Origin of the sequence: Photobacterium minamisatsumaniensis (assembly GCF_050336695.1) — a bacterium.
Lineage (GTDB): Bacteria > Pseudomonadota > Gammaproteobacteria > Enterobacterales > Vibrionaceae > Photobacterium > Photobacterium minamisatsumaniensis.
In genome coordinates this window covers 19492-35997 of sequence record NZ_JAKJSI010000031.1, presented here as the reverse complement: position 1 = coordinate 35997, position 16506 = coordinate 19492, and the positions used below count along the sequence as shown (strand labels likewise).

Genomic DNA, 16506 nt, shown 5'->3' with positions numbered 1-16506 from the left:
ACAAATATACTAATGTAATATTAATCTGGATATACCATCATCACTTTAATTGGTGCTCAGGCAACACCGGAAATTCACGGTATATGAAAGGTTGAAGATAGAAAGCTGGCTAAATAGCAAATATAAGAAATCATGCACCATGATTAATCATGGTACATAAGAAAAGAGGTATATGTCTAGGTTCTAAAAAACCTAAATTGATCGTCACCTATTAGTGTAATGGCAGCATAAGTCTAATGAGTGTTTTTGTCCTTATACTATTCAATGAGACGACCAGTCATCTGCAAACGTAAGCAAATGAATTACGCACACTATTGCATTTACTATTTAAATTATTCGTTGCCTTGCAGAAGGTCTTCTGGGTGAACGTCTTCTTTTTCCATCATAGCAAGAATTTCGTTCATGCGTACTTGGCGAGCCTCTTCTTTAAACTCATGCAACACAGCAATCAAATTGTTGATTTTATGTAGTGGCATGCGCTTAATTACTGCTTTTTGACGCCCAGGAACTTCATCAGCAAAATCGATTAGCATTTGACGATAGTCAGCGCGTTCTTCTTTAACTTGACCTGTTTTCTGGTCAACACTTTTTAGCATTGCTGATAATGCTTTTTCAGCAGCTGCAAAATTATCCATGAATATACCTCTTAAAATTCGAACTTAAACATTGTTAACCATCAGACAAAGACCACCAGCGTGTCGCAATAAATGCATATCAGTGATATTTTTAGAAGGGTATCTTGGGTTGACAACATATAAATAAATTCACCAGACTGGTGTTCACCATCTAGTTTAACCACATTCTTTGCTGTTCACTTTGTTCAGACTAAGGCTGAGAGAGTGGTAAATACTAAACACCACATCGAGTAGATAGGCTGATGATACCTTTAGTTTGATAACATGTGAACCTAAATTTAATCGAAATCAGTGCTTATTCAGACTTTATAAAGATTAACTCGTCAATTTATTTTGGCTCACACTGAACAGTTTAGCAACAGTAAAGAATTTCCATTCTTAGCAATCATCCATTTAAGTACACATGTAGCGCTATCTCGTCGCATACGATTCTAGGCAGAGACATAATTGCCAACTCGTAATCGACAATACTTTTCGTTATTCAAGGTAGTACCTTATCACCATTCAAAACTTAAAATCATTACAGAAATACTCACACGACATGATTACTTAAGTATAATAAAAAACTAACGCCTTAATAAACATGCTTTCAATTATGCCATTCTTTATTCGCCACCTAAAAGCTTTAGCCCTTCTCACTTTTAGCTTAATCGCTGTTAGTCCTGTCGATGTTATGGCCTCTGTCAAAGCACAGGGTACGTTTACGGCAGTAGAGCGCTGCCCTGCTTTTCAATCGATCAGGAAGAAAACGAACCCTGGTAATATTTCAACTCAAATAGGTACACGTTATCAAACAATTGCCATCAACAAGCCACAAGGGGACTGGGTTCAACTTTATATCAAAAGTGCTTCGCCACAAACTCGCTGGGTTAACTTAAACTGTGGAAATGCTGATTTCCAGAAGCATACAAAAAGTGATGGTTCAGTCTGCACGGTACCAAATAAACATGACTCCTATGTTTTAGCGGTTAGTTGGCAGCCTGGCTTTTGTGAGCATGCCAACTTCAAAGGTGAAAAACCTGAATGTACGGCATTAAATAATAATCAGCTAACATCTCACCACTTAACACTTCACGGCTTATGGCCTAACAAAAAGTCGTGTGGTATTAAATACGGTTACTGCTCCCCAGCAAGTACTATGGATCTATCTGCTGAAACCATCGCTGAAATAGCCTATTGGATGCCTAATTTTCACTACCAAACAACATTTGGTGCCTACCAATGGAAGAAGCATGGTACCTGCCAGTCACGAAGTGATGACGAGTATTTTTTAGCGGCATCGAATCTTGTACAACAAACTGACGCGTCGCCGATAGGCCAATACGTTAAGCAACATATCGGCCAACGTATTTCAATTAACGAATTTCAGCGCTATTTGTCGAATCAACTTGGTCAACAGGCCGTCAAGCGTCTACAGCTTTCGTGCTTGAAAGGTAAATACCTTCAAGAAATCAGACTAAACCTCCCCCTTCGCTTTGAAGAGCAAAATTCACTAATCAGTAACCTCAACATTGCTCCGCCTGCTCGCAGCTTTAAAGGAAACTGTAATAGTGACATCTATATAGAAGATTGAGTGTACCTTTCCTGATCAAGCACTGAATAAAGCAATTTGAGATCAAACCTACAGTTCTAGCCTCAAATTGCTTACATTCGACAATGGGTAATGTAGACTAAATAACTCAGGTAACCATTTGAATAAAAAGCTTTTTGGCGGACATTAGCGCAGCTTGGTAGCGCATTACTCTGGGGGAGTAGGGGTCACTGGTTCGAATCCAGTATGTCCGACCAAAAGGCTTTTTAATCACAGTCCCCTTCCCGCCCTGCTTACTTCCTCGCCTTTCATTACATAAATTGACGCTGTTTTTACACAACATTATCAATAAATTAAGGTAGTATACTTAAGTAGTGAATTTCATTTTTGGGCTGTTATGCAACTGCTAAATCTTCTTCGTATGAGTGCGATTTTCTTTATCATTGTAATCTCAAGTATTCTATTAATAGATAAATGGGTATCAACTCAAGCTTCTGCCCGTATCTTTGAAGCGCCTTCAGACATCCCTTCACGTTCAATTGGACTTGTATTAGGTACCAGTAAATACATTGCTAAATCTTTAAACCCTTATTACACATACCGAATGGATGCAGCGTTAACTCTGTATGAACTCGATAAAGTCAATGTACTGCTACTCAGTGGCGACAATGCTCATCGTTCTTATAACGAACCTTGGACGATGAAACGTGATTTATTAAAAGCAGGGATCCCATCGCAAGATATCGTGTTAGATTACGCTGGGTTTCGTACGTTAGATTCTGTAGTAAGAGCAAAGAATGTATTCGAAGCGGATCATTTTGTCATTATTACTCAACGCTTTCATTGTGAACGAGCTCTCTTCATTGCACAAAGAAATGACATAGATGCTATCTGTTTAGCCGTACCTGAGCCTAATGGTTTAGCCGGAATAAAAATCAGAATAAGAGAAGTGCTAGCTCGAATCAAAGCCATCATTGATTTATATGTCTTAGACATGCAACCGAAGTTTTTAGGCCCCAAAGAACCTATTCCAAATGACAATATTGAATTAGAAGGCCCTCCCGAACATTAAGTTCAGAAAATTAAATAAAGAGAGATAAAATCACAAAGGCCATTGTATTACACAATGGCCTTTGTCACATGAGCCCGAATCTTCAACAACCTAGAAAAAACTCTAGACTTTTGTCGAATCAGAAGAAGCGAATGATTTTATAAATTTACTTCGAACACTGCGCATGTGGGTTTGAGCTTCACTTTGCATCCGTTTACGTGTCAGCTGCTTTTTAGCACTCATAATTCCCTAGCCTATCAATCTATTATTATTTCCTTCTAATAATTATGATACCTATTGCGCAGTTATCTAAAAATCACTTTAATTACCATCATATAAACAATGTGATGCACATCACTTATTTATGCTTCTCTTGCAACCTATAAGACACAAGTCACACACAAACTAGCTTCTTATTGATGAATAGATACCATGGCAGGCTCTCTATTTTCAAAACTGTACCTGCAAAACTGCTAGGTTATTGTTTACTGGAAGATATGGATTTTTTTTAATGGGTACATTTCTACACATTAGCGCATTGCAAGCTCACAAATACTATTATCCCCCCGCCAACAGAACAACATCTGAGCAGTTTAAGATTAACAAATTCAGCACAATTGGTAACATAACCTCATGCCTAACAAGTGCACGCAGTTGCACTTCATAACTATAATCAAGCTAAAGGAAAGCATATGACGGCCTTAACTATGACACTGAAAAAGTGGCTGTTTGACCGAAACAGTATCATTCTGTTGGCAGACATCGCCTTATTTACCCTTCTTTTAAACACCTTACCCTTTGAGAAAGATGTCGTTATTGGTTTAAGTATTTTGACTTTTGTGGCTGTATTGTGGCTAACAGAAGCATTGCACGTAAGCATTACCGCGATTCTCGTACCGATCATTGCGGTTGGTTTTGGTATATTCCAAACGCCTCAGGCATTAAGTAATTTTGCCAACCCCATTATTTTCTTGTTTCTTGGTGGGTTTGCACTTGCAGCGGCACTGCATAAACAAGAGCTTGATAAGGCAATTGCAGACAAAGTACTGCTCATTGCAAAAGGGAGAATGTCTGTCGCTGTCTTCATGCTATTTGGTGTAACAGCATTCTTATCTATGTGGATCAGTAATACCGCAACAACCGCTATGATGCTTCCGCTAGTGTTAGGTGTATTAAACAAAGTTAATGCAAAAAGTGAACGAGGCACCTATGTTTTTGTTCTGCTAGGTATCGCTTACTGCGCCAGTATTGGTGGTATTGCAACTGTTGTCGGTAGCCCACCGAACGCCATTGCCGCAGCAGAAGTTGGATTGAGCTTTACTGAGTGGATGGAGTTTGGCTTACCTATCTCAATGATCCTATTGCCGATCACTGTTGCATTACTTTACTTCATGCTGAAGCCAAATCTTAAGCATACCTTCGAACTCGACCATAAGCCTGTCGAGTGGAACAATGCAAAATTAGCGACCTTAGCCATTTTTGCAATTACTGTTGTACTGTGGATTTTCAGCAAACCAATTAACGCTTTCTTAGGCGGTTTCAGCAGCTTCGATACGCTGGTTGCCTTATCAGCTATTGTAATGCTGGGTGCATCTCGTGTTGTCGATTGGAAAGATATCGAGAAATCTGCTGACTGGGGTGTATTACTTCTTTTTGGTGGCGGTATCTGTCTAAGTAACGTCTTAAAAGCAACGGGCACAAGCGTTTTCCTTGCACACAGCTTAAGCGGCTTCTTAGAGCAAGCTGGCCTATTCTTTACTATTTTGGTTGTTGCTGCTTTTGTTGTGTTTTTAACCGAGTTTGCAAGTAATACGGCAAGTGCTGCATTGTTAGTGCCTGTATTTGCCACTGTCGCTGAAGCACTCGGTGTGTCGCCAATTATTCTTTCTGCGCTCATTGCTGTCGCGGCATCATGTGCATTCATGCTTCCTGTTGCAACACCACCGAATGCGATTGTGTTTGGTTCTGGGCATATTAAGCAGTCAGACATGATGAAAGTGGGTATCTACCTGAACATTGCATGTATTGGTGCACTCTCTGCTTTTGCTTACTTATTCTGGTAATCGGTTCTAGTTAACTCCCCCAAAAATAAAAATAGTGACGTTGTTTCTTTTAGGTGGTCAATCATGACCACCTTTTTTATTCAACGTTACATCACATCTGCGGGATAGCGTACACCAATCATTTCTCTTGCTTGGGTGATAATGCTACTGACAATTTGGCTTCGAACCAATGCAGTATGGCTTACGTCATTATTTTCAATTAACCGAACAAATTCTTCAGCTTCATACCGCATTGCATTTTCATCTTGTGGCACAGTCAATTCAACGGTCGGCTCCCCACGGCGATGGAGATGAATACCCTGAAACTCGGATATAAAGTGAATAGTTAGTGTTCCTTGTTCACCTTGTATTTCGCTTGGAATAACACCATCACTTACCTTTGAGTGTGCGATAGTGACATCATACCCTTTATAATGAAGAACGAGCGTTCCGTGAGCATCAACGCCGGATTCAAGCAGCGTCCCCTGCGCCGTCATACTGTTGGGTTCACCAAACAATGCGATGGCTGCACTCAATGGATAAATGCCAATATCCATCAACGACCCATTGGAAAACTCAGGATTGAAAGTATTCGGGTTTTCACCGTCTAAATATTTTTGATAGCGGGATGAATACTGGCAGTAAGAAAAGTAAACTTTTCGTATTTTGCCAACCTTTGCCAATGCTGTTTTTAGCGCATTAAAGTTTGGTGTGTATACCGCTTTCATTGCTTCAAATAAAACAACATTTTGCGTTTGCGCTTCAAAAATAAGGTCTTGTACTTCAGCAATATTTGACGCTAAAGGCTTCTCACCGATGATATGTTTTTTCTGTTTAATAAATTTCATAGCCTGGGGAGCATGCAATGAATTCGGACTGGCAATGTACACAGCATCAATCAAATCACTACCAGCCATTTCATCAAGCGAATCAAAACAGATTACATCATTATATTTACTCGCGAAGTCTTGAGCTTTTTCTAGACTACGCGAATAGACGGCAGTTAAAACATACTTACCCGTTGATAATGCAGCTCGAATATATTGCTCAGTGATCCAGTTTGTACCAATTACACCGAAACGAATCATGTTCACTTTCCTATTCATTCTATTTAATTAAATTATACCAATACTACATGTCGCATTCCCAGATGATTATCGACTTGAGTGTTGCAATTTTATTGTTTTTAGAATTACTTAGCGATAAGTTAAACCATTAACACTCAGCACGTTATTACTAAAATAAGAGATACCATTATGTATTATGCAGAGATCACTGGATGGGGTAAGTGCCTTCCTCCTGCCGAATTAAGTAACCAAGCACTCAGCGAATTTGTCGACACATCTGATGAATGGATCCAGAGTCGAACCGGTATCCACTCTCGCCGCATAAGTCATGTCAATACATCTGAACTTGCAACGATAGCTGGTAAACGTGCACTCGCGGCTGCTGGACTAGACGCTTCTGATCTTGATCTAATCATTATTGCGACCTGCTCGCCTGATACATTAGTACCGAATATTGCTTCTAAGGTTCAACTAGAGCTTGGCGCTAAAAAAGCAGCAGCATTTGATATGAATGCCGCGTGTACCGGATTTCTTTATGGGCTAGAAACGGCCACAAGGATGATTCAAGCTGGCAACTATCAGCATGTGTTAGTCGTTGGAGCTGAACGCTTATCTTGGTATTTAGATTGGAGCCAACGCGACACAGCTGTTCTGTTTGGGGATGGTGCTGGCGCGGTTATTCTAAGCCGTAGTACGGAGAAATCAGGTTTACTGGATGCCCAATTAGGCTGTGACTCTGAAGGTCGCGATGTACTCGCTATTCCAGACTTTGGCATTGGAATGGATCGCTTTAGCCCTGACGCCGGTTATTTTGCCTTTAATTTTGTTGGACGAGAGATTTTCCGCCGCGCTGTTCGTGGTATGGGGACAGCCGCCAAAATGGTTCTTCAACGTGCAGATCTCACTGAAGCAGATATTGACGTTGTTATACCCCATCAAGCAAACCAGCGGATTATTGAAGCCCTTTGTGATCACGCAGGTATTCCATTAGAAAAAGCGTTCATCAATATCCATAAATATGGGAATACATCTGCCGCCACTGTGCCTATTGCCCTTTGTGAGGCAGTAGAGGAAGGCAAGATAAAACCTAATGATAAAATACTTTCAGCTGCATTTGGCGCGGGATTAACATGGGGAGCAGGCGTTATACAATGGGGTCCTCGAGTCACACCAATCAACGAAAGTGATGCAGAACTTCCAGCATGTGAACATACTGCAACTGAGCTTCTTAGCTCTGCAATTGAGCATTGTGTGAAGACAAAGCGATAGTGCTAATAATAGTTAGTCACTAAAAACACTCAGTTTACTTTGTTCAAAGTAACGCTGAGTGTTTTTTCTAATCGTAACAATCCAAGCCTAGCGTTTTACGTTACGACCACGGTTTTTATGAATTTTATGCTTATTTTTCGCTCGACGCTTTTCTGCTGACCGACCACGAGGACGATTATCTGACGGCTTGATCGTTGGATCCGGCTCATAACCTTCTAGCCACTGCTGAGGCAATCGGGTATCAAGTAATTCTTCTACGGCTTTTAACGCCCATTCTTCATCAATACTAACCAATGAAATCGCATTACCTGTTAAGCCTGCTCGACCAGTACGGCCAACTCTGTGAACATAATCTTCAGCTTTAAACGGCATGTCAAAGTTAACAACATATTCCAGTTGTTCAATATCAAGCCCTCGAGCTGCCACATCGGTTGCAACTAAAACGCGAACTTTACCTGACTTAAAATCATCTAGTGCACGCTGTCTTGCGCCCTGACTTTTATCACCGTTGATTGACGCCGCTTTAATGCCGTCTTTACCGAGTTCTTTTGCAAGTTCATCTGAGCCTTGCTTCGTTTTAGTAAAGACTAAGACCTGCTGCCAGTTACGCGAACCAATCAGGTATGCTAGCAACTCTGACTTTCGATGTTTATCAACAGGGAAAACCATCTGTTCAACAGTTACTGCTGTTGTATTCGCTGGTGTCACTTCAATAAGTTTAGGGTCGGTCAGAATATCGTAGGCCAGTTTTTTAACTTGCTTACCAAATGTTGCAGAAAAGAACAGTGTTTGTCGGTCTGCCTTCATCCGACGCATAATGCGTTTGATGTCATCTATAAAGCCCATATCCAGCATGCGGTCAGCTTCATCAAGCACCAAATAACTCACTTGGCTTAAATCGACAGTACCAACATGCGCGTGATCTAACAAACGACCAGGTGTTGCGACCAAAATATCAACACCCGATTCAATGGCTTTAACTTGCATTTTTATACTAGTACCGCCATAAGCAACAGCCGCTTTTATATCAACATCTTTTGAATACAAAGAAATACTGTCGAATACCTGCTGAGCTAATTCGCGAGTAGGCGTTAGAATTAACGCTTTAACTTGTTTCTTTTTATGCTCGGTATGGCTCGGTGATGCCAGCAGCTGATGAATTAGAGGTAAACCAAATGCGGCTGTTTTACCCGTACCCGTTTGTGCGCCAGCCAAAACATCATGCCCCGCCAGTACCTCAGGAATGGCTTGTTGCTGAACAGGGGTCGGAGTATCGAAACCCAATGACGTCACGGTATCGACAAGTTGGCTTTGAAGGCCTAATGAAAGGAAGGACATGAATAATTCCGGCTTAATTTTTAACGAGCACGGATTCTAGCAAACTTTACCCTGATTACTATGTTTTATAGCTTTATAAAAATAAAAAAGCACAGCCTTGGAGGCGGTGCTTCTTTGAGTCAATCAGCTGAATACGAAGTTATTGAGGAATATTTAAGAATGCAGCACCACGAACGCCGCCTGAATCACCATGTTTGGCTTTGATGATCTTCGGACACTTAGCAACAGACAGTAGGTACTTAGGAATACGTTTTGGCATTTCTTCGTAAATAAGTTCGAAGTTCGATAAACCACCACCAAGTGCCACTACATGTGGGTCAGTGGCAGTGAATAGGTTTGCAAAACAGATGGCAAGTAGTTCCATAAAGCGTTCAACGTGCTCTACCGCTTTTGCTTCACCTTCCGCATGCGCTTTAATAATCTCAATGGCTTTCTTCTCTTCACCAAAGTAATGCGCATAGAGCAACTCAAAACCACGGCCAGACAAGTAGCTATCTAGGCAACCTTTCTTATCACAGCCACAGCCTAGTAGCGGTGCATTATCACCTAAATGGAACCAAGCATCGAGAGGAAGACGGGTATGGCCGACTTCACCCGCAACATGGTTACGACCAGAGAAAACTTTACCTTCGTAGATAAAACCACCACCGAAACCAGTACCCAAGATCAAACCTAGTACTGAAGGCTCACCTTGCAGCTCTTCGTCCCAAGCTTCAGAAAGGGCAAAGCAGTTGGCATCATTTTCAATTCTTACGGTACGACCAATTTTAGCTTCAAGGTCTTTGCGCAGAGGTTTACCTTTTGCCGAAGGTACATTTACAGTCAGAACAGTACCATCATCGGCATCTTCCATACCAGGTAGACCTAAACCGATAGTGCCTTCGCAGCTAAACTCTGTATCGTATTTATTAACCAGACTCGCGATAGTCTCAACCAACAGATCATAGTTATCTGTCGGGGTTGGCACGCGCTCCGTGACTACACGTTCGAGTTTCTCGTTAAACGCACCAAACTCAATTTTGGTTCCACCTACATCAAAGCCGTAGTACATCCTGCACTCTCCGATAAATTTGCAAAAAAAACAAAACTGAAAAAATTATCCACACAACTACACCTACAAACTGTGACAGGTCGCTGATTTAGCCGAGTTTTAATCGACATGGCGTCGCAGTTGCTGAAAGAAACATCAACTAATTGCAAAAAATACGCGCTAGCTGTTGTTTTATTTCTTTCTTATGCTTAATAATTCGCCATATAGGTCTTCAATTGCTTTAATGCTGAATCATCAGGCAAAACGCGGTTTAGCTTGCCCGTCATATAGTTTTCACGGAATACGTCAAACCACAGATCAAGTACATCAGCATTATTCTGCTCACCAAACAAATCAATAATTCGTGCGGCAACCTCGGCAGTACCCAATTGGTTTTCTTTCGATGCTTCACGTACTTTATAACGAGATGGCTTTTCAGGGTTTATTGACAACACAGGAAACTGATTTAAGTATGGGCTTTTACGGAAAATTTTCTTCGCTTCTGCCCAGCTACCATCAAGCATGATAAACAATGGTTTCTTGTTAGACTCAACAGTAATCTTGTCAGCGACGCGTTCAGGTTCAGCATACTCCGCAGGAAATACAACATACGGCTGCCATTGTGGGTCTTCCAATAATGCGAGCATCGCGGGGTTAGGCTCGGTTCGAGACCAAATATACGCGTATGTTTCTTCAAACAAATCTGCAATTAAGCGGCCAGTATTACTTGGCTTTAGTACTTCATCGTCATACATCACTAACAAAAACGCTGCATTTGATTCGATCTGCGGTTTGTTATCACAAATACAAAGGTGCACACGCAACATGCAGTATAAGCATCGTTCAACTTTACAACCTCGGGCTCTAAAAGGGCGGGTCGAACGAGCAAGGCGTTCATCATATAACTTATGGACAGCATGGATACGCATAGCAGCTTTACCTAAATACAAAAACGCCAGCATTTTACTGGCGTCTAAGTAGGTTGCAATCATTAAATGCATTAATGCCGTTTAATTTTTAAGAGGAAAGCTGATACTTTGATAATAAATCTTGTTGGTGGTGGGCAATATCTGCCACCGTACTGGCTTCTTTCACCAGCGTTTTTAGTTGCTGACTATTCGTTTGCGCTTGATGCGAAACCTGCTCCACACTTCGCCCAACATCAATGGATGCATTTTCTTGCTGCTGCGTTGCAGCGGCAATCGTCATAATTTTATCACTGATACTGGAAATAATGGTTTGGATTTGGTCAATTGAAATCTGTACCTCGCCGCTAAGTTCAATCGATGAGGTCATTTCTTTTCGACTGACAGCCATCGCATTATTCGCTTCTCTCGCCGCGTGGTGCAGCTCTGTGATTGTTATACGAATAGATTCTGTTTGTTGATTCGTTTCACTGGCTAACTTTCTGACTTCGTCAGCCACAACGGCAAAACCACGCCCTTGGTCACCCGCACGAGCAGCTTCAATGGCCGCATTCAATGCTAATAAATTGGTATTATCGGCAATAGAACTGATCAACTCGACAACTTCCGTGATTTTATTTACATGGTTATCAAGCTCAACCATTCGCTCTTCATTTACCGCAAACTGTTGGTCTAACGATCGTAGCCCCGACGTACTGCGTTCAATCACCTCAACGCCTTGATAGGCTAACTGGTTGGCGCGTTGTGCTTCCAATTCTGACTCACCAGTACTACTCACAATGTCTTTAATCGACATCTCAAGTTGAGAAATAGCAGCAGCAATTGTAGTTAACTCGTCACTTTGTTCTTTTAGTGCAATTCGTGATTGCGAAGCCGCTTTTTGGCTACTTTCAGCAGCAATATTCAAGCTTTGGCTGTTATTAACCAACCGCCCTATCGTATCGCTATTGTTGCTGTTTGATTGATTCAATAATGCACCTAACACTGCAAACTCCTTCGGTGCATTTTGTGTCGCTCTAGCTGTCAAATCGCCCCGGCTTGTTGCCTTTACGACACGATCAATTTTAGACAACGCACGCTTAACCGTTTGGCTAACCCAAACACTGGATACAATACCTACTGCAAGGCCAGCAACACTCAACATAACGAACAGCGTTATCGCATTTTCTGTCGCGTTCATTACACCCACTTCTCCCTGACTGATCATGTTATCAGCACCACGAGTCAGCGTATCAAGCTGATCCATAATCAAAGAAATTTGTGTTTGAGCTTCCGTTACTTTCAACGACTGTGTTTGCATTAAACCTAGTGTTGTTAAGTGTAAATCAACGATTTTTCCCTCTTCAAACAACTCTCCGACCATTTGGAAAGGCACAGTCACACTGCTGTAATCGCTAATTGAGCTGTCAATACGATTCATTTCGCGCCACGCATAGTTCATACCAGACAAATTAGTCCCGCGTAAGCTGCGTACATAACTTTTCGCCTTCGTTACATCTGTTTCGAGTAACAACGCCATTAGGTGGCTGGCCATTTCCAGAGAGTGGTTTACGAAATTGGTGACATGATTAAGGCCATCGGGCACACCATTGAATGTTTCTGTGCCTAAGCGAGTCATTTCGGCGCGAACAGATGACACCGCATAGTTCATCATCGCTTTATCGTTATTCACCGTCGTTTGGTTCAACAGTATTTGCTGCTGCAGGGAATACAGATCGCCAGCGACCATATCGATGCTACTTAACTGCTCAGATAATAGAGTTACATCGTTTTTAAGCCAACTAATTGCATAGTTATCCGCTAGAGTCCTTAATTCAACAAGTGCTTGCAGCACAGTTTGTTGTTCACTCTTAAACCCATTAAATGCTGTTTCTAGCTGTTCAACAGATGCACTGTTAATCATCTCTAAGAGTTGCTGAGCCGATAGCAGCGAGCCTTTTACTATGGCAGCATTATTCATGGTGACTGGTAATGCTTGCTGACTTAACGTTTCAAACTCTTTTGATACATTATTTAGGCCATTGCTACCAAAATACGATAACAACCCACCCATTGTGACCAGTAGCAGAAAGACAATTTGAATAGAGGTGACGATCGATAATTTTGATCGACTCTTAGAAGATACTTCCATGTTTATCCCTTGAAGTTTATTAAGTACAGGGTGCTTAATAAAAATTCGTATTATAAGTTCAAGAGTAAAATACTAAGGAAATATGACAAAAAGGTTTCAAGGGGTATTTTATTTATAAAATGGAGAAGCAAAGTAAATTAACGCTTCCAAAGTTGAACATTCTCCACTTTCTGTTCTGTTGTAACCTATCTTATAGCTATTTACTGTATTTCCTTGCTAATTGCGCTATCGAAAAGGTTTTTCACTAAGCCAACATAATCTTCTAAAAAAACAACCTGTTCATTTGTTGGGCAGCGTGTCCAAGCACCAGCAAGTACTTCAGTAAGATCAGCCATAACTGCATCTGCTTCTTGCATCAATTTGAAACGAAAGTCAGACTCTAAATCAGGATTCTGAGAGAAAACTGCCATTAAATTCGTCGCTATCATATCGGTAACTACATCTTCCACTGTCTCTTGGCAACCTTCACTTTCTGCTCTTTCAAACAACGATAAGTGTTCGGTAAAGTATTCAATTAACGCGTGATAGCCTTCAGATTCTACAACCATAATTCTTTAGCTCAATATTAACAAAAATAATCATCTTGTATTTACGCCTATTTGGTATAAATATCTCAGTCTATTTTAAAAATTCCGATGATAATTACAACAATATCAATATTAAATTTTCAGTAATCCTAGCAGTCTCACACTACCCAGCCGCTGATTGATTATTTCCTGTACTTGCGTGCGTGAACACCGTCGATTGATTACGTCCATTTTGTTTAGATTGATAGAGTGCCGTATCTGCATACTCAAGCCATTGTTCATAGTTTTCGATACAAGGTGACCATTCACATATGCCCAAGCTAATGGTTACCTGAATGTCTCTGATGTCTGCAACGACAGATGACGCTTCGATGCGAGTCCGTAGCCGCTCTGTAAAGTACAGAGCCAGCTCTGCCGATGTTGCCGGTAAGATAATACCAAACTCTTCACCACCATAACGCCCTGCGATATCACTCTGGCGCTTGGTGCGTCGTAACAGGTTTGATATGTTTTTTATTACACCATCACCTGCAACATGGCCAAAAGTATCATTCACTTTTTTGAAATGGTCGATATCAAACATGACTAATGTCGATGGCTCCCGACATTGCAGGCAGGATTCAAACTCTTTGTCTAAACACGTCTCCCAATGCCCTCGGTTAAATAACTGCGTTAAGCGGTCTGTCATACTTAAATGTGTTAACTGTTCATTAGATTCGCGAAGGTGCATCTTACTTTTGGCAATATCAGAAACATCGGTTACCGTTAAGCACATATGCGAATAATCGCCACTCAATGACTTCAGAGGTGTCAGCGTCATATTTTGATACATAACCGACTCCCCCCCTGTTATTGGGCTAAAGTTTGTAAAATTAAAAATACTTGCTCTATCCTCCCAACAACTAAAAGAACGAGTACGTAGCTTGAATGCAGAGGAAATTTTGTTTTTTAGCCATTCAACCGGTAAATGTTCAATTACATCAAATAAATTCTTACCCATTATTTGATCAGCACTAACACCACTGTATGCTTGCATAAAAGTATTCCAAGCAAGTACTGAATATTCATGATCAAGAATAACAACACCAGCGTCAATATTATCTATAACCTGCATAGTTAAATGAAAATCAGATAGCGTAATAGGGTTATTCATTAATGTAATGTCTCCATAATTCGCTTAATCACTTTTGTTGAACCTTGATCCATCATAAATAACACTTCGCATATGACATCTAATGTTTCAGCCTGATAACGATACTCCACCGTAAAATATTCACTTTTATTGCAATTAATTTCACCCCATGCCATATATTCTTCTAAAACAATAGGCTGACGCACTGAAAAAGGTATATTCATTTGCTCTGATAAGGAAACTAAAAATGAAGATACCATTAAATTTGCGATATCAATAACAACCTCATTTTTATGCTCATTCACTTGGCTAAACCCTAAGCGCTTACCAAATTTATCGACATCTTTTCCTTCTAAACAAATTAAAGCTTCACCATGGATCCCACCACCAACAAATCGCTGAGCGATAGCAACTGTTTCTGTTTGTTGCTTAATATCATTAATCGTCATAACGAGCTCGCCGGCACTAAGCATCGCCACATTAGGTAAAGGCATCTTAATAAAGTCACCAAAATGATCGGATATTATTGCCGCACCTCGACCTAGCGCAACATTTGCGACTTCTTTAAATTGAGAAAGGTAATTAATGTCATTTGTATGTTTAGCAACTGGATCTTGTCCCAACTTTGGCCGTTGATTCGATGTTTCAGGGACTGACAAGCTCACACCAATATTCGAGAGTGACGTAGCCAATTGTGCTTGATTAAATGGTTTTGCTAAAAATGCACTTGCACCTAAATCAAGACACCGTTCAATCGCTTCTTTTTGTACATCGGCAGAAAGTACAATAACCTTTGTTTGATATTGGTTAATAGGTAAATGCTGTAATACTTCAAAGCCATCCATAATTGGCATGGTTAGATCTAAAAATAAAACATCCACATTTATATTTACAATACACTCAATAGCTTGCTTTCCATCTTCCGCAAAATGCAATGTCAATCCAGCATAATGTGAAAGGTATTTGTACATGGTTTTGTGTACAACAGGTGAGTCATCACAAATAAGGATGTTTCTAATTTTATGCACAGTAGCAATGCCTTTTCGGCCATGAAATAGAATCGTTAATAGTAATAAATTTAATCAGTAATCATAATTAAAACTGTTATATTAATCACAATGAAGTGAAGTCGATCGTCTTTTTCTATGTTTAGCGCCTGTATTTACATACATTTTCTTAAGGTGTTTTTTCGATTTAGATTACTTTTAATATTTACGTTTAGTGATAAAAAACAATTTTACTGTCATTTCAAATATCATTCCGAGAGGGAATATCACTCTCAGACCTTTACCCTTATTATAATTATGGTTTTAACTCACAACACTAATCGTTATCATTACTGAGTTAATACTATTTTAATCATAAGGAAGTAAGTTATGAAAGTGATTCGTTGGGTTCTTGGTCGGGCAATTTTGCTACTAAACGCTCTTTTTTCACCAAAAGCTCTTCAACGTAGTACTGATGAGCAACACCAAGTTGAACAATCATTACGTAACATCAAGCTTTATCAGTTCGATGCGTGTCCTTTTTGCGTTAAAGTGCGCCGTACAGCGAAGCGCTTAAATCTTCCGTTAGACACGATCGATGCAAAGCAATCCGTTCATGAGCAGGCGCTTATAACCGGTGGTGGAAAGCGTAAAGTCCCTTGTCTACGCATTGAAGAAGAGTCTGGTGATATTACATGGATGTATGAATCTAACGATATCATTGCTTATCTTGAGCAACGCTACGCGAACTAAAGTAACCAAATTTAAAACCTGCACAGTGTGAAACTGAGTACCACTGAATAAAAATAGTGAGCTATATCAACTCATAACGTAATCACTG

General features: G+C 40.5%; 14 protein-coding genes and 1 tRNA gene. 6 read left to right on the top strand and 9 right to left on the bottom strand.

Going from position 1 to position 16506, the window contains the following annotated elements:
* Nucleotides 1–332: 332 nt before the first annotated feature.
* A complete protein-coding gene (locus L4D78_RS17050; protein ID WP_428460697.1) occupies nucleotides 333–635 on the bottom strand; it encodes a hypothetical protein in 303 nt (100 codons plus the stop codon).
* A gap of 595 nt (nucleotides 636–1230) precedes the next feature.
* On the opposite strand from L4D78_RS17050, the gene L4D78_RS17045 reads away from it, so the two are divergent.
* The 4 genes from L4D78_RS17045 (at nucleotide 1231) to L4D78_RS17030 (ending at nucleotide 5280) form a co-directional block, all read left to right on the top strand.
* Nucleotides 1231–2208, top strand: a complete 978-nt coding sequence (locus L4D78_RS17045) for a ribonuclease T2 family protein (protein WP_428468051.1) — start codon at nucleotides 1231–1233, stop codon at nucleotides 2206–2208.
* A gap of 138 nt (nucleotides 2209–2346) precedes the next feature.
* Nucleotides 2347–2423: transfer RNA gene (locus tag L4D78_RS17040), tRNA-Pro, on the top strand.
* Nucleotides 2424–2563: 140 nt separating this feature from the next.
* Complete coding sequence (locus tag L4D78_RS17035) at nucleotides 2564–3238, top strand: SanA/YdcF family protein (protein WP_428468050.1); 675 nt, start codon at nucleotides 2564–2566, stop codon at nucleotides 3236–3238.
* Nucleotides 3239–3909: 671 nt separating this feature from the next.
* Nucleotides 3910–5280 (top strand): SLC13 family permease, encoded by a 1371-nt coding sequence (locus L4D78_RS17030; RefSeq protein WP_428468049.1) that lies wholly within the window; start codon nucleotides 3910–3912, stop codon nucleotides 5278–5280.
* Between the two features lie 86 nt (nucleotides 5281–5366).
* Here the strand turns inward: L4D78_RS17030 and L4D78_RS17025 are convergent, their stop codons facing one another.
* Nucleotides 5367–6347: a Gfo/Idh/MocA family protein gene (locus tag L4D78_RS17025; RefSeq protein ID WP_428468048.1), complete on the bottom strand. Its 981-nt coding sequence runs from the start codon at nucleotides 6345–6347 to the stop codon at nucleotides 5367–5369.
* Nucleotides 6348–6515: 168 nt separating this feature from the next.
* Between L4D78_RS17025 and L4D78_RS17020 the strand changes: the two genes are divergently transcribed.
* A complete protein-coding gene (locus L4D78_RS17020) occupies nucleotides 6516–7595 on the top strand; it encodes a ketoacyl-ACP synthase III (protein ID WP_428468047.1) in 1080 nt (359 codons plus the stop codon).
* Between the two features lie 87 nt (nucleotides 7596–7682).
* Here the strand turns inward: L4D78_RS17020 and L4D78_RS17015 are convergent, their stop codons facing one another.
* The 7 genes from L4D78_RS17015 to L4D78_RS16985 form a co-directional block, all read right to left on the bottom strand.
* A complete protein-coding gene (locus tag L4D78_RS17015) occupies nucleotides 7683–8933 on the bottom strand; it encodes a DEAD/DEAH box helicase (protein WP_428468046.1) in 1251 nt (416 codons plus the stop codon).
* Nucleotides 8934–9072: 139 nt separating this feature from the next.
* Entirely contained in the window at nucleotides 9073–9984 is a 912-nt protein-coding gene (gene nagK / locus L4D78_RS17010; protein WP_428468045.1) for an N-acetylglucosamine kinase, read from the bottom strand.
* 188 nt (nucleotides 9985–10172) lie between these two features.
* On the bottom strand, nucleotides 10173–10892 hold the full coding sequence (locus L4D78_RS17005) for a tRNA-uridine aminocarboxypropyltransferase (RefSeq protein ID WP_428468104.1): 720 nt from the start codon (nucleotides 10890–10892) through the stop codon (nucleotides 10173–10175).
* 88 nt (nucleotides 10893–10980) lie between these two features.
* Nucleotides 10981–13020 carry a methyl-accepting chemotaxis protein gene (locus tag L4D78_RS17000; protein WP_428468044.1) on the bottom strand — a complete coding sequence of 680 codons (2040 nt, stop codon included), beginning with the start codon at nucleotides 13018–13020 and terminating at the stop codon, nucleotides 10981–10983.
* Nucleotides 13021–13220: 200 nt separating this feature from the next.
* A complete protein-coding gene (locus L4D78_RS16995; RefSeq protein ID WP_428468043.1) occupies nucleotides 13221–13568 on the bottom strand; it encodes a DUF3802 family protein in 348 nt (115 codons plus the stop codon).
* 142 nt (nucleotides 13569–13710) lie between these two features.
* Nucleotides 13711–14700 carry a GGDEF domain-containing protein gene (locus L4D78_RS16990; protein ID WP_428468042.1) on the bottom strand — a complete coding sequence of 330 codons (990 nt, stop codon included), beginning with the start codon at nucleotides 14698–14700 and terminating at the stop codon, nucleotides 13711–13713.
* On the bottom strand, nucleotides 14700–15650 hold the full coding sequence (locus tag L4D78_RS16985; protein WP_428468041.1) for a response regulator: 951 nt from the start codon (nucleotides 15648–15650) through the stop codon (nucleotides 14700–14702). The genes L4D78_RS16990 and L4D78_RS16985 overlap by 1 nt, the downstream gene beginning before the upstream one ends.
* Nucleotides 15651–16055: 405 nt before the next feature.
* Between L4D78_RS16985 and L4D78_RS16980 the strand changes: the two genes are divergently transcribed.
* On the top strand, nucleotides 16056–16418 hold the full coding sequence (locus L4D78_RS16980; protein ID WP_428468040.1) for a glutathione S-transferase N-terminal domain-containing protein: 363 nt from the start codon (nucleotides 16056–16058) through the stop codon (nucleotides 16416–16418).
* The last annotated feature ends 88 nt before the right edge of the window (nucleotides 16419–16506 follow it).